This window comes from Gallintestinimicrobium propionicum (assembly GCF_025567525.1).
GTDB lineage: Bacteria > Bacillota > Clostridia > Lachnospirales > Lachnospiraceae > Gallintestinimicrobium > Gallintestinimicrobium propionicum.
This window is the reverse complement of record NZ_JAOQJY010000001.1, coordinates 132802-146868: the sequence shown is the minus strand read 5'-3', so window position 1 is coordinate 146868 and position 14067 is coordinate 132802. Positions and strand designations below refer to the sequence as shown.

The 14067-nt window shown below is 50.5% G+C and carries 12 protein-coding genes; 1 reads left to right on the top strand and 11 read right to left on the bottom strand.

Going from position 1 to position 14067, the window contains the following annotated elements; translation table 11 throughout:
• The 4 genes from OCV62_RS00720 to OCV62_RS00705 form a co-directional block, all read right to left on the bottom strand.
• A partial coding sequence (locus tag OCV62_RS00720; RefSeq protein WP_262584679.1) for an RluA family pseudouridine synthase occupies positions 1-999 on the bottom strand: 999 nt, incomplete at its 3' end.
• A 12-nt stretch (positions 1000-1011) separates the two neighbouring features.
• Positions 1012-1605: a hypothetical protein gene (locus OCV62_RS00715; RefSeq protein ID WP_021914918.1), complete on the bottom strand. Its 594-nt coding sequence runs from the start codon at positions 1603-1605 to the stop codon at positions 1012-1014.
• On the bottom strand, positions 1580-2395 hold the full coding sequence (locus OCV62_RS00710) for an SDR family NAD(P)-dependent oxidoreductase (protein WP_262584678.1): 816 nt from the start codon (positions 2393-2395) through the stop codon (positions 1580-1582). Before OCV62_RS00710 ends, OCV62_RS00715 begins: the two co-directional genes overlap by 26 nt.
• A 50-nt stretch (positions 2396-2445) precedes the next feature.
• Entirely contained in the window at positions 2446-3150 is a 705-nt protein-coding gene (locus OCV62_RS00705) for a pseudouridine synthase (RefSeq protein WP_262584677.1), read from the bottom strand.
• Positions 3151-3217: 67 nt separating this feature from the next.
• Between OCV62_RS00705 and OCV62_RS00700 the strand changes: the two genes are divergently transcribed.
• Positions 3218-4195, top strand: a complete 978-nt coding sequence (locus tag OCV62_RS00700) for a hypothetical protein (protein WP_262584676.1) — start codon at positions 3218-3220, stop codon at positions 4193-4195.
• A gap of 365 nt (positions 4196-4560) precedes the next feature.
• Here OCV62_RS00700 and OCV62_RS00695 read toward each other — a convergent pair whose 3' ends face one another.
• The 7 genes from OCV62_RS00695 to recG all read right to left on the bottom strand — a co-directional run bounded on the left by OCV62_RS00695 (position 4561) and on the right by recG (position 14064).
• Complete coding sequence (locus OCV62_RS00695) at positions 4561-5166, bottom strand: hypothetical protein (RefSeq protein WP_021915639.1); 606 nt, start codon at positions 5164-5166, stop codon at positions 4561-4563.
• A gap of 23 nt (positions 5167-5189) precedes the next feature.
• The gene (gene coaD, locus OCV62_RS00690; RefSeq protein WP_021915640.1) at positions 5190-5684 is read right to left on the bottom strand and encodes a pantetheine-phosphate adenylyltransferase; all 495 of its coding nucleotides are present in this window, start codon (positions 5682-5684) and stop codon (positions 5190-5192) included.
• The gene (gene rsmD / locus OCV62_RS00685) at positions 5653-6237 is read right to left on the bottom strand and encodes a 16S rRNA (guanine(966)-N(2))-methyltransferase RsmD (protein ID WP_262584675.1); all 585 of its coding nucleotides are present in this window, start codon (positions 6235-6237) and stop codon (positions 5653-5655) included. The genes coaD and rsmD overlap by 32 nt, the downstream gene beginning before the upstream one ends.
• Positions 6238-6478: 241 nt before the next feature.
• Positions 6479-8722, bottom strand: coding sequence for a DNA gyrase/topoisomerase IV subunit A (locus tag OCV62_RS00680; protein WP_262584673.1), 2244 nt, complete (start codon positions 8720-8722; stop codon positions 6479-6481).
• Between the two features lie 129 nt (positions 8723-8851).
• Entirely contained in the window at positions 8852-10774 is a 1923-nt protein-coding gene (locus OCV62_RS00675) for a DNA gyrase/topoisomerase IV subunit B (protein ID WP_262584672.1), read from the bottom strand.
• A gap of 429 nt (positions 10775-11203) precedes the next feature.
• Positions 11204-11953: a conjugal transfer protein TraX gene (locus tag OCV62_RS00670; RefSeq protein WP_262584671.1), complete on the bottom strand. Its 750-nt coding sequence runs from the start codon at positions 11951-11953 to the stop codon at positions 11204-11206.
• A 71-nt stretch (positions 11954-12024) separates the two neighbouring features.
• Positions 12025-14064: an ATP-dependent DNA helicase RecG gene (gene recG, locus OCV62_RS00665; protein ID WP_262584670.1), complete on the bottom strand. Its 2040-nt coding sequence runs from the start codon at positions 14062-14064 to the stop codon at positions 12025-12027.
• Positions 14065-14067 lie beyond the last annotated feature (3 nt).

Below are 14067 nucleotides of genomic sequence, written 5' to 3'. Positions count from 1 at the left end.
AAAATCCTCCGGCAGCGGACAAGTGATGCCGCCTGTCGGTAAAATGCCAGAGGCAGCGTCCTTCTGGCGGATCTGCCATGCATGCAACAGCTGCCTGCCGATTCCGTAGGTTTGCTTCAGGGTTCGATTGACTGCTTCGTTTCCGTATTTCGGGTCGCCCAGCAAAGGATGCCCTGCCCAAGCAAAATGTGCGCGGATCTGGTGCGTCTTGCCGGTAAACAACTCTGCCTGGGCATAAGTAACCGTCCCAATGCCGGGAAGCTCCAGGCAGGCGAGGGGTTCGATCCCTGTTTTGATTTCGTCCGCGCCCTCCGCAGGCTTTGTTAAAATTTTAACCTGATTTTTTTTCGTATCCTTCAAAAGATAACCGGTCAAAATCTGTTTTTCCTTTACTTCCCCGAGCAAAAAGAGCCGATAATCCTTATGAATCTGCCGGTTCCGGATCAGCCCTGTGAGTTTCTGCGTTCCCAAAAGGCTTTTGCCGCATAACAGCAGTCCGCTCGTGTTTCGATCCAGACGGTTGCACACCGACGGATGGAAGGTCGCCAGCGCTTCGGCGGTCAATTTTTTTTGAGACAACAAATATCCGATCAACCATTCGTTTGCAGAAAAATCCGCCACAGACGCCTTCTGGGAAAGTACGCCAGCCGGTTTATCCAACGCCAGAATATCTTCGTCCTCATATAAAATGCGAATATTTTTCAGTTTCTCAAATGCCAGAAGATATTCTTTTGTTTCCGCCACAGACGCCTTTTTTTGCGCGCTGTAGTCTGCAGGAGGTGCCCCGAACTTTTCCAGCGTTTCCTCTGCCAGAAACAGCTTTACCTCATCACCGATTAAAAGAATTTCCTTTCCGGTGCATTTTTTCCCGTTCAGAACAATATTTTTTTTGCGCATCATCTTGTAAAAAAAGCTGACTCCGGCTTCCTTCATATATTTATTTAAAAATTTGTCCAGCCGTTGTCCGGCTTCATTTTGCCCGATCGTTACTGCACGCATCCGCTTTTCTCCTTATAGACTGATCGCAAATAAAAGTGCTTTGATCCGCGCTGTCCGCTCCGTTTCTTCTTCCGTGTTATCGCCCGCAGCGGATGCCTTTTCCAGCTCGTCCAGCCGATTTAAATACTTCGGCAGCTCTTTAAAAATCCGGATATGTACCTCCGAAAGCTGATTGCGCATAAACATACCCTCCAGATGCTTCTCACAGCCCTTTATGTCTGCGAATGGATCCGCCATATAGCCGATCAGCTCCACCCCGGATAATGCCATATGCTGTACCTGATAAGTACGTTCGTAGCTGGTAAATTCCAGATCGGTAAGGCTTTCCGCTGTCCTGATTTTTGCAGAGATTTTGCGGTAATCCGATTCGGAAATTTCATGACAGCGAAGCAGGGCGATCAGGTTTGCCGCGCTCCTGCACGCCGGAAGACAGCCAAGCACCGCAACGATCGTCAAAAGGTTCTGGTTGGAACCGGTCGACCAGATGCCCATTGCGTATACTGCAAAAGAAATGGCAAACAGCACAAGCGTTTTGCAGATGGACATTTTTTTGTTCCAGGCAAGGTATCCCTTCTGCCCTTTATTCTGATTCTTTTTCTTCTTCAATGACTTCGGTTCCTTTCTCTCTCATTTTCTGTACCAGACAGATGACCGGATCCTGCGGCAGCAGCCGTGTCATCGCCCAGAACGCCTGAATCGGCAGACTGCAGACGGACATCGGACGGTTTTTGCTGCTGGCGCGCAGCGCATCCTTGACCACCCGATCTGCCTCCACCATCGTATACTGTTTCATCGCAAGCGTGGATGCATAGTGCTCCGCCACTTCGAAAAATTCTGTTTTAACCGGCCCAGGGCAAACCGCCGTCACATAAATCTGACGTTCCTTCAGCTCTGCCCGAAGCGCCTTGGAAAAGCTCAAAACGAACGATTTTGTCGCCGCGTAGACGGAAAATCCCGGCTGGGGCAAAAATGCCGCACTGCTCGCCAGCTGAATGATCCGGCTCTTGGCCCGCATATAGGGCAGACACCCATAGGTTACTTCCAGAAGCGCCCGACAGTTTAAATCTACTTCGCCGGTCTGTTCTTTGATCGGAACCGCCGTAAAATCTCCCATCATGCCATATCCGGCGCAGTTGATGAGCATGCGCACAACCGGTTTTTCTTCCGCAAGGCTCTCTGTCAGCACTGTCATATCCGCTTCGTTTGTCAAATCAAGCGGCAAAATCTTTACGGTATGCTGCATGCCGGAAGCGATTTCCTTTAACCGGCTTCCGCGTCTTGCGATCAGCCAGAACTCGTCCACGGAATGCAGTCCCCGATCCAGCTGCATGGCAAATTCCCGTCCCATTCCGCTGGAAGCACCTGTAATCACCACAATATTCATAGTTTCCCTCATTTCTGCGCACGTTTTTTTGCGCATGTCGAATTTGTCTCTTTTCCGTCTGTTTACACGCCCAGCTGCGCTTTTTCTTCTTCCGTCAGCGCGCGCCAGCTTCCTTTTGAAAGCGTCTCATCCAGGACGAGGGCACCCATCGACAGACGTTTTAAATACACGACTTCGTTGCCAACTGCCAGCAGCATCCGCTTGACCTGATGGAACCGTCCTTCTGTGATCGTCAGAAGCAGTCCACAGTCGGTATCCGAAAGCAGTTTTGTCTTTGCGGGCGCAGTCGGCGTTTCGTCCCCGATCTCAACGCCTGCTTCCAGCTTTTCGCACATCTGGCTCGTCACCGGCTTCTTCGTATGCACGAGATAGGTCTTTGGCACATGCTTTACAGGGGAAAGCAGCCTATGCGCAAGCGCCCCGTCGTTTGTAATCAGCAAAAGCCCCTCGGTGTCCTTGTCCAGCCGTCCAACCGGGGAAAGATCTTTTCCCGGAGCGTCCACAAGCAGGTCAAGCACCGTCTGATCGTGATGATCCCGCACCGCGGTCACAACGCCTGCCGGCTTATGCAGCATATAATAAAAATATTTCTGATAGGAAAAGCTGTGTCCATCCAGCGTAACCGTATCCTTTGTTTCGTCCACCTTCTGTTCCGGTGATTTTGCGGTTTCCCCGTTTACGGTTACCCGTCCTTTTTTGATAAATGCCTTTACCTCGCTTCGGGTTCCGGCTTCCATTTCACATAAATATTTGTCCAGTCTGATCAAAATGTTCCTCCCGGTCTAATTTTTCTGTTGTCCACATACTGTTAAGTATACTATACTCTGAAAGTCTTTGGTAGAATCAATGCGCAGAAAGCTGTTTCTCTTTTTCTTTTTCGGAACCCTTTCTATCCTGTGTCTGTTTCTGCTGCGCTTTCCTGCGCAGGCCGGAGCGCTCGCCGCCAACGGTCTGACACTCTGGTTCTCCAAAATGATTCCTGCTCTGTTTCCGTTCATGATTCTGTCCGGTCTCTTTCTTTCCACCGGCTTTTCCAACCTGCTCGCACGCCTGGCAGCGCCCGTTTTGCAGCCCGTTTTCCAGACAACTGACGCTTGCCTGTTCTGCATCTTGACCGGATTTTTCTGCGGATTTCCGATGGGTGCGCGAGTCTGTGCACAAAGCCTTCAGCAAAAGAAAATTTCCCTCCGGGAAGCTTCCTGGCTGCTCGCCTTTATAAACAATATCGGACCGGTCTATTTTTCCGGCTATGTCCTGACGCTGTTTCCGGTGCGTACTCCGCTGACGGTCTGGCTTGGTATGTATCTGCTGCCGTTTCTGTACGGAATGGTGCTGCGGTACACGCTCTACCGCGATCTGCCGACGCAAAGTGTCAGTCGCGTCTTTGTCCCGGCTTCTGTCCGCTGCCAGGCAAACACTCCAGCTAGCCCTACAGGTACGTTCCTTTCATCCGCCCGCCTGCTGTCCGCCCTGCATGAATCAATTCTGTCCGCAATGAACGGCATCGCCCAACTTGGCGGATATATGGTCTTTTTCAACCTCTTAAATCTGTTCCCGACAGTCTTTTTGGCAGCTTATCCGGCATTTATACGCACGCTGTCCCCACTGCTCGAGATCACCAACGGGCTGTCTATGCTTCTGCCATCGGAGCGGCTCTGGGCGTATATCGTGCTGCCGTTTGGCGGGCTGTGCTGCATCGCGCAGACTGCAAGCTGCATTCACAAAACCGGGCTGTCGCTGAAACCGTACATCTTTCATAAACTGATCCTGACGTTATTGACAGCAGCGTGGTATCTGGTGCTTCCAGTGTAGACGGTGCACGTGACAGGTGTGTCACAGACTGCTCCGATGAATGAGGCACGCCAGCCGATACAGCACAGGACTCACGGATCCGCGCGGAGCGTTTATTATCGTATGGAAACGAAGTTTCCTATACGATAAGAAAGAAATCCTGCGAAGCAGGATTCTCCGCCTACGGCGGGTCGCGTAAGCGACATTCTACCATTCCGCCGCAGTGCGATCCTCGCGGAGCGTTTTTATCGTATGGAAACGAAGTTTCCCATACGATAAAAAAAGACTCCGGCGCACGCCGAAGTCTTTTTTCCAGTTCTCTTGATAACAGAATTTTTACGCAGCGCGCATTCTGTTGTTTCCATATGATATTTGATGGGATTGGATTACATGACATTCAGGTCATCGCCCACGTTTCCTGCTGCATCCATCTCTTCTGTGCCGAGCTCTTCATTCTGCGCATGGAACTCTGCACGGTTTGTCTGTACCACGTCATTGATCCGGTTTAAGTCGCTGACCAGGTTGCTGTAATGGGTCTGGGAAACTTCTACCGCATGCGCAATGATATCCTCCACCTCGGCGAGCTTCTGGTCGGTATACTGCATGATAGAATCCTTGATCGCATTGGCTTCCAGCGTTGCATTGTCCACGATCTCCTGTGCCTGGCGAGTTGCAAGCTGTACAACCTCATTTGCCTGCGCATAAGCCTGCTGCATGATTTCATGCTCATTGATCAGCTCGGTCGTATGCTCGGTCGCCTCGTTGATCAGCGCCTGCGCCTTTTCGCGCGCATCGTTTAAGATCGCTTCCTTATTGCTGATAATTTTCTGATACCGCTTAATCTCTTCCGGCGTCTTCTGGCGCAGCTCGCGTAAAAGATCGTCGATCTCGTCCTTGTTTACGATGATCTTCGAATTGGAAAGCGGCTGGTACTTACAATTATCAATATACTCTTCAATTTCATCAATCAGCTGTTCGATTCTGCTGCTCATCTTTTCCTCATTTCCGCATATGCTCAGTTTTCTCTGGCATGTCCGAACTTCTCATAGACAAGCCGTGCGACAAAAGGCGGCACGCACTGTGAAATATCTCCGTTGAAGCTGGCAATTTCCTTGACGCTGGAAGAACTGAGATAAGCGTATTCCAGACTGGTCGTAAGAAACATCGTATCCAGCTTGTCTCCTGAAAGCTTCCGGTTGGTTTGAGCATTCTGCAATTCATACTCGAAATCCGTAATCGCGCGCAGACCGCGCACAACAACCGTCACGTCCTTACTGGCGGCATAGTCAACCAACAGACCGCTGAAAGATTCCACCTTGACGTTCGGCAGATCTTTTGTCGCTTCTTTTAATATTTTAACACGTTCCTCAACAGAAAACAATGGAGTCTTTACTTTATTATTCAGCACGCTGACCGTCAATTCGTCAAAAACGGACGCGGCGCGGCGGATAATATCCAAATGTCCATAGGTTACGGGGTCAAAGCTGCCCGGATAAATTGCTGCTTTCATTTTTTTCTTCCTTTACCAGAAATACATGCTTATTTGTCTTATAGCATTTTTCTTTTTTGATTGAAAATCCGTATTCTTCGGCGAACGAAAAGTCGCGGTCAAGTGTCGCTTCGATCACGATCAATGTCTCATCCGTCACATACGGCATTCTGGAAAGCGCCGCCAGCACGGGCTCTTCTAACCCGGACTGATACGGCGGATCCATGAAAATCACGTCCGCTTCCTTTTCGTGAATCGAGGACAGTGCACTGACAACGTCCTGTTTTAACAGGGTCGCACGGTCTTCGAACTTTGTAAAGTGAAGATTTTCCGCGATACATTTGGCAGGCTCCCTGCCGTTTTCCACAAAATAGGCATGCCTTGCACCCCTGCTGATCGCTTCGATTCCGATGCCGCCGCTGCCGCTGCACAGATCGATAAATACGCTGCAGGGCAGATAAGGCTGGAGCATATTAAACAGAGTTTCCTTGATCCGATCCGTCGTCGGCCGCGTATCTAAACCCTGAGGGGTTTTCAAAGGAAGACTTCTGGCTTCTCCCGCAATTACTCTCATAAATTTCCAATTCCTCCAAAATCAGGTCAAAAAATGTTACTGTTCACACGCGCCATTCGCAAAAGCGCATCTTCGATGCTTTCCGCTGCTTCGCAGCTCTTTTTGCTCATAAAATGGCGCTCCCTTCGTACCCTTTGAGTTCAGATTTTCGTGCAAGCACGGAATCTGAACTCAGAAGGGTACGAGTGAACTGTAACAAAAAAATATCTGAATTTCAGCATACTGCATTCTATCCGTTTCGTCAAGCTCTGACCTTCGTTCCTTTGGAATCCCTGTGCGCAGGCTTCAACTGATTCAGAACAAGCGTTCTGCTTTTATATTCCACACTCGTCTCATCGCCCGGCCTCGTATAAAATACCGCTTCAATCTCATCGCCATCCGACAGCTTCATCCCACGCACGCCAACCGCGTTTTTCTTTTTCTCCGGGATTTCTTCCACCTCGAAGCGCAGAAAAAATCCGTCCTTTGACTGCAAAATAATGTATTTCTGATCCTGATAAACACAGACATTCGCTACCTCGTCGTCCTCCTGCAACTTTGTCGCCGCCACAGTACGCTTCATCACATCGAACTCGCCGCCGTCTACCATCTTTGTCATACCCTGTTTTGTCACAAACAGCAGACGGTAGAGATTCAACTCACTCTGACCGACTGCCAACAGGAGCTGTTCCCTGGTCGAATCGAAATTGCTCACGTTGTCGAGCGGAATTGCCTTATCGCGGAACTTGCCAAAGGGCAGATCGGACACCTTGACCGTATAAAGCTGTCCGGTATTGGTAAACAGACAGATCCTGCCGGTATTCTTTACCAGAAATACAAAACGGTTTTCCGCAAACGCCGCTTCCTGATTGCGTTCGAACGTCGCAACGTCTACGCATCTGGTATAACCGAACCGGTCAATCAGGCAGTAAGCCGGCGCTTCCTCGATTTTTTTCTCTTCAAAAACAACTTCCTCACAGTTATCGATCACCGTGCGGCGCTTCTGCGAATATTCTTTCTTGAGCGCATCCAGCTCATTGATAATAACCTGCGCCATTGCGCTTTTCCGTTCCAAAATATCCTCATACCGGTAAATATTTGCAATTGTCTCTTCGTGCTCTTTGATCAGGGCCTCAATTTCCAGACCGATCAGCTTATACAGACGCATATCCAGAATCGCATTCGCCTGATTTTCCGTAAAGCAAAGCTGCGCCGCCATCACGGAAGCCTGTTTTGTTTTAAATTTGATTCCCTCCGTCACGCCGTCCACCAGGCACGCCTTTGCCATCGTCCGGTCGCGTGAACCGCGCAAAATCTCGATAATTAAATCGATCACATTGCAGGCTTTGATCAGGCCTTCCTGAATCTCGCGTTTTTCCTGCTCTTTTGCCAGCAGTCTCTCATATTTGCGGCGGTTGATTTCAAACTGGAAATCGGTATTTGCCTTGATGATCTGTTTTAAACCGAGCGTTTCGGGACGTCCGTCGGAAATCGCGAGCATGTTCACGCCAAAGGTATCTTCCAGACGTGTCTTTTTATACAGCATACTGATAAAATGATCGACGTCCGCATCTTTTTTGAGTTCGATCACAATCCGGATGCCCTCTTTGGACGACTGGTTTGAAATATCCACGATATCCGTCGTCTTTTTGCTCTCCGCAAGCGCTGCGACGTCCGACAGGAACTTACCGATGTTCGCGCCGATCATCGTATAGGGAATCTCCGTGATGACAACGTTTGTCCTGCCGTTTTTGCCTTTTTCCGTCTCCACCTTGCCGCGCAGCTTGATTTTGCCTGCGCCGGTTTCATAGATGGAAAGCAGCTCGTCTTTGTTCGTCACGATACCGCCGGTCGGGAAGTCCGGTCCCTGCATGTAGCGCATCAGCTCTGCGGTCGTGATGTTTTCATCCAGCATATATGCCTTTACCGCATCGATGACCTCGCTGAGGTTGTGCGGCGGAATGCTCGTCGCCATGCCGACGGCGATACCCTCAGAGCCGTTGACCAGAAGGTTCGGGATGCGGCAGGGCAAAACGGACGGCTCCTTTTCCGTCTCATCGAAGTTCGGGATAAAGTCCACGACATCCTTATCCAGATCTTCCAAAAAGGCGTCCTGCGTCAGCTTTTCCAGGCGCGCCTCCGTATATCGCATCGCAGCCGCACCGTCACCCTCAATATTGCCGAAATTGCCGTGTCCATCGATTAACGGCTGTCCCTTTTTAAATTCCTGCGCCATAACGACCAGTGCTTCGTAGATCGAGCTGTCGCCGTGCGGATGATATTTACCCATCGTATCACCGACGATACGCGCGCTCTTTCGGTATGGTCTGTCATAGCGGATTCCAAGCTCGTACATATCGTAAAGCACGCGGCGCTGTACCGGCTTTAAGCCGTCCCGCACGTCCGGCAGGGCACGCGCCACGATAACGCTCATCGCATAATCGATATAAGATTTCTGCATCAGCTCGGAATATTCCGTTTTTATAATTCTGTTGTTATCTTCCATTTTTTCTGCTCATTTCTGCGCACGCCTTTTGCGCATGTCGAGTTTGTGTCAAGTGCACGCAGACACAAATCTCGCGATTGAAAAATTTCATTTTTCAATTTTTCTTCCTTATATCAGCTATCTGCCCGGTCAGATATCCAGTTCTGCATCTGTCGCATTGCGGTAAATAAACGCGCGGCGCGGCGGAACCTCGGTTCCCATCAGCATTTCCGTCACTTCAGACGCCATTCTGGCGTCCTCGATCTCCACAAGCTTCAACATTCTCGTCTCCGGATCCAGCGTCGTCTCCCACAGCTGCTGGGCATCCATTTCGCCCAGACCTTTGTAGCGCTGCAGATGGAACGGTCCCTTGTGACGTTTGCGGTAGCGCTCCAGTGCCTTGTCGTCGTAAAGATATTCCTCTGCACCCCTGGACGGCATCGCCTTATACAGCGGCGGCATTGCGATATAAACGTGTCCTTCGAAAATCAGCTCCGGCATGAACCGGTAAAACAGCGTCAGAAGCAGAGTGGAAATGTGCGCGCCGTCCACATCGGCATCCGCCATGATGATGATCTTGTCATAACGCAGCTTCGTGATATCGAAATCGTTGCCGTAGCCTTCCGAAAAACCGCATCCGAACGCATTGATCATCGTCTTGATCTCAGCGTTTGCCAGCACCTTGTCGATGCTCGCCTTTTCTACATTCAGAATCTTACCGCGAATCGGCAGAATCGCCTGATACATCCGGTTTCTCGCCATCTTGGCGGAGCCGCCCGCAGAATCTCCTTCTACGATAAAAATTTCACATTTCGATGCGTCCTTCGACTCGCAGTTTGCCAGCTTTCCGTTGGAATCAAACGAAAACTTCTGCTTCGTCAGCATATTCGTCTTGGCGCGCTCCTCTGTTTTGCGGATTTTGGCCGCCTTTTCCGCGCAGCCGATGACAGCTTTTAACGTCTCTAAGTTTCTGTCAAAAAATCTGGTCAGCTCTTCGCCCACGACCTTTGCCACAACCTTCGCCGCATCCTGATTGTCCAGCTTAGTCTTTGTTTGTCCTTCAAACCGCGGATCGGGATGCTTGATCGAAATGACCGCCGTCATGCCGTTTCGCACGTCCGGACCGGTGAAGTTCTGGTCTTTTTCCTTTAAAATATTGAGCTCCCGCGCGTAGCTGTTGATGATCGTCGTAAACTGCGTCTTGAAGCCGGTCAGATGCGTGCCGCCCTCCGCATTGTAGATGTTATTGCAGAATCCCAGCACATTTTCGTGGAACTCGTTGATATACTGAAATGCACCCTCGACAGAGATTCCGTCGCTTTCGCCCTGAAATGAGATAACGTCCGTCACCGCCTCGCAGGACTTGTTCATATCCTTAATAAATCCGACAATACCCTCCGGCTCGTGATAGTCCAAAATCTCCGGCTCTGTCCCTCTGCAATCCTCGAAGTGAATTATCAACGCAGGGTTTAAGTACGCCGTCTCGTGCAGGCGGCTTTTGATATCGTCCTCTTTAAATCTGGTTTTATCAAAAATCGTATCGTCCGGCAGGAACGAAATCGTCGTTCCGGTCTCTCTTGTACGTCCAACGACCGGCAGCAGTCCATTGACCAGTTCGGTCGTTGGATTGCCGTACTCATAAGTATCCTCATAGACATTTTTTCCGTCCTTTACACGCACTGTCAGATGCTTCGAAAGCGCATTGACGACGGAGGAGCCGACACCGTGCAGACCGCCGCTGGTCTTATAGGCGTTATTGTCAAACTTACCGCCTGCATGCAGGGTCGTGAAAACCAGACGCTCCGCACTGATTCCTTTTTCATGCATCCCGACCGGGATACCGCGTCCGTTGTCCGAAACGGTCGCTGAACCGTCTTTTTCCAGAATTACGGTGATTTTGCTGCAGTAGCCAGCCAGATGCTCGTCCACAGCGTTATCCACGATTTCATAAATCAGGTGGTTCAAGCCCTTCGTGGAAACGCTGCCGATATACATGCCCGGTCGTTTCCGCACTGCCTCCAGTCCCTCCAGCACCGTAATGCTGGAAGCGTCATAGGTTGTATTTTGTGCCATCTATCTGATCCTTTCTTTCCGATTCCAAACTGCCCAAATTTCTATCATAAGAAAATAGAATCCTGCTTCGCAGGATTCTCTGCCTGCGGCGGGTCGCGCAAGCGACATAATTCCACTCCGCCAAAGTGCGATCCTCGCGGAGCGTTTTTATCGTATAGAAACGAAGTTTCCTATACGATAAAAAGAATGTGCCTTGGCACATTCCCGCGCCGAGGCGCGGTTGCTTCGGCAACCATCTACCCTTGCGCCGAGTGCGCATCCTCGCGGAGCGTTTTCATCGTATAGAAACGAAGTTTCCTATACGATGAAAAACTCAGTTCACGGATCGCCCGCGAACTGTAAAAGTCGAATTACTTTCGAGAGTATAACACATATGTTCGATTTTGGGAAGTCCCGCTGCGATTTTTGCGCCACGTTTCCAAACAGCTGCTACATCGTTCCCATTGCCCGGGCCGCCAGCCACAACAAAAGCAGATGCAACGGATAAAATCCGTAGAAGAACCATTTCAAAACCTGCTGTCCTTTTTTTGCCCGCTCCCCATTGTATCCATATAAAATACACAGTCCCGCCAGCGCCGGACCTGTCATTGAGAACAAAACGCGCACTGCGCCTTCCGGAACCCCAAAAACGCCCTCCGTCTGCGCCACAGACGCTGCTTCGTTGATTCCGACAACCGCTGTCACGAACAGAAAGGTTTTCTGCAGTTTTTTCCGTTCCTGCCCCGCCCGGTCAAACAACAGCGTAAACGCCGGGGCGAGCGCAGACCAGTCTGAAAATACCGATAAAAAAAACAGCCCTGCGATCTGCAGCTGCCCTTTCCCCCGCCGGAACGCTTCTCCATGGAACACGCACAGGATCAGGAAGCTAAACAACAGGGAAAACATCATATTCAAGACTGCCGCCTCTCTGTTAAATGCCAGAAAATAGGGCACCTGGGACACCAGCGCAAATACAAACAGCCGTTTTGCATACGCACGTCTGGACGAGGTTTTATAAAACCCCTCCACCAGAAAATAACACATCACCGGCGCAGTAAAATAGCCGATTCCTTTCAAAAATTCCGCCGGATATGTCCCCGCTGTCAGAAAAACATGGCTGAAATGATTGAAAAACATCGTCAGCATCGCGATCATCTTGATCGCGTCGCGGGTCAGCCCCCGGCTTTTGATTTCCTGCATTTCATTCTCCCTTTTCTCAGATACGAAACCGCACAGCTGCAAAGCCTGCGCCGACTTTGCACGCCCTGCGGTCAGATCGTCCGATAGTCGATCGATTTTTCAAATAATCCGAATTCCTTTTCCGGAAGCACCACGTCCCCGGAAAGCACCTGATCTGCCAGCTCTCCTGCAAGCATCAGCACATCAGAATCCTGATAAATATCGCCTAATCCAAAATCCAGGTCACCGCTTTGGCGAATGCCGAAAAGATCCCCCGGCCCCCGCAGCTTTAAATCCTCATTGGCAATAAAAAATCCGTCGTTGGAGTGATTTAATACATCGAGACGTTTATTTTTTGCACCGCTTCCATCCCCGGTCATAAAAATGCAGAAGCTCTGCGCATGACCTCTTCCGACACGTCCCCGCAGCTGATGCAGCTGTGCGAGTCCGAAGCGCTCTGCATTTTCCACAAGCATTACTGTTGCATTGGGAACATTAATCCCAACCTCGATAACCGTCGTCGATACAAGGACATCGATCTGCCCGGCTCCGAATGCGTCCATAATTTCCTGCTTCTGTGCTGCCTTCATTTTTCCATGCAAAGCAGCCACCCGAATCGAGCTATTCAGGGCAGCTTTTAATTTTTCCGTATAATCCGTGACATTTTCTAGTCCGTCTGCGGAATCCTCTCCGGCTTCTACCATCGGACAGATTACATAGACCTGATGCCCTGCCTCCACCTGCGCTTCGAGAAAGGCATAGGCTTTTTTGCGGAAGGACAGATCTACGACGCAGTTTTTAATCGGCAGACGGTTTTTTGGCATCTCGTCCAGCACAGACACTTCCAGATCGCCATATAATACGATCGCCAGCGTCCGCGGAATCGGTGTCGCGCTCATGACGAGCACATGTACGCCCTCCCCCTTATTTGCCAGGCATTCTCTCTGCCTTACGCCAAACCGGTGCTGTTCATCTGTCACTACCAATGCAAGATCGCGATACTCCACTTTGTCCTGAATCAGCGCATGTGTCCCGATAATCACGTCCGCATCCCCGGATTTGATCCGTGCATACGCCTCTTTTTTCTGTTTCGACGTCATGGAACCGGTCAGCAGGATCGGCTTTGTACACAGTCCGTACTTCTCCGTCATCTCTGTCAGTGCTTCAAAGTGCTGTACCGCCAGCACTTCTGTCGGTGCCATCAGGCACCCCTGCCTGCTGTTTGCACTGCACACCAAAAGTGTCAGAAAAGCAAGGATCGTTTTACCGCTTCCCACGTCCCCCTGAACCAGTCGGTTCATCGCCATATGTCCTGTCAGGTCTGCTTCGATCTGCTTCCAAACCCTCTGCTGGGCTCCGGTCAGCTGATACGGAAGCGCTGCAATCAGGCGGTCCGTATCCTCTGTCGGCTGCAACGGCCGATCGATTAACAGCCCTGCATTCTCTTTTTTCTGACGCTTGATCTGAATCAGGAAGGCTAAAAATTCATCGAAGACCAGACGTCTTCTGGCCATCACAACATCCTCCTGACTTCCTGGAAAATGGATTTTTTCCATTGCTTCCCGGAATCCGATCAGACGGTATCTGCTCCGTATTTCTTCCGGAAGATAATCCGGCAGCTCCAGCTCCTCCAGCGCCTGCCGCACACATTTGGAGATCATATGGTTGGTCAGTCCGTTCGTCAGCGCATATTTGGGCTGCCATGTCCCGGCAAGGGTTTCATAATCGCCCTGTGAAAACACACGCGGCTGTTCCATGAAAAGCATCCCGCCTGTGCCTGCCTGTACCATGCCGCGAAACACATGCCAGCTGCCGCCCGGAAGCGCTTTTTTCAGATACGGCATCCGAAACCAGGTCAGCTTCATTCGCCCGGAGGCATCTCCTGCCTGCGCATGTGTGATGACCATTCCTTTTGCCCGCACCATCGACGGAGTACCAACAATACAGGCTCTTACCGACTGTACTTTGCCGGTGCACAGCTCTCCAACCGGAAGCGCCTCCTCATAATGATCATAGCCTCTCGGAAAATAAGAAATCAGATCCTTTATCGTTTCAATATGAAGTTTCGAAAAAAGCGCAGTGGTCTTCACCCCTACGCCTTTTATCTCTGTAATCAAATGACTGGCTTCCATTAT

Excerpts from the sequence above, each read along its gene's own strand:
- OCV62_RS00670 (WP_262584671.1), bottom strand. The coding sequence starts at position 11,953 with ATGCAGGAAATCAAAAGCCGGGGGCTGACCCGCGACGCGATCAAGATG.
- coaD (WP_021915640.1), bottom strand. The coding sequence starts at position 5,684 with ATGAAAGCAGCAATTTATCCGGGCAGCTTTGACCCCGTAACCTATGGA.
- recG (WP_262584670.1), bottom strand. The coding sequence starts at position 14,064 with ATGGAAGCCAGTCATTTGATTACAGAGATAAAAGGCGTAGGGGTGAAG.
- OCV62_RS00675 (WP_262584672.1), bottom strand. The coding sequence starts at position 10,774 with ATGGCACAAAATACAACCTATGACGCTTCCAGCATTACGGTGCTGGAG.
- OCV62_RS00710 (WP_262584678.1), bottom strand. The coding sequence starts at position 2,395 with ATGAGGGAAACTATGAATATTGTGGTGATTACAGGTGCTTCCAGCGGA.
- rsmD (WP_262584675.1), bottom strand. The coding sequence starts at position 6,237 with ATGAGAGTAATTGCGGGAGAAGCCAGAAGTCTTCCTTTGAAAACCCCT.
- OCV62_RS00680 (WP_262584673.1), bottom strand. The coding sequence starts at position 8,722 with ATGGAAGATAACAACAGAATTATAAAAACGGAATATTCCGAGCTGATG.
- OCV62_RS00695 (WP_021915639.1), bottom strand. The coding sequence starts at position 5,166 with ATGAGCAGCAGAATCGAACAGCTGATTGATGAAATTGAAGAGTATATT.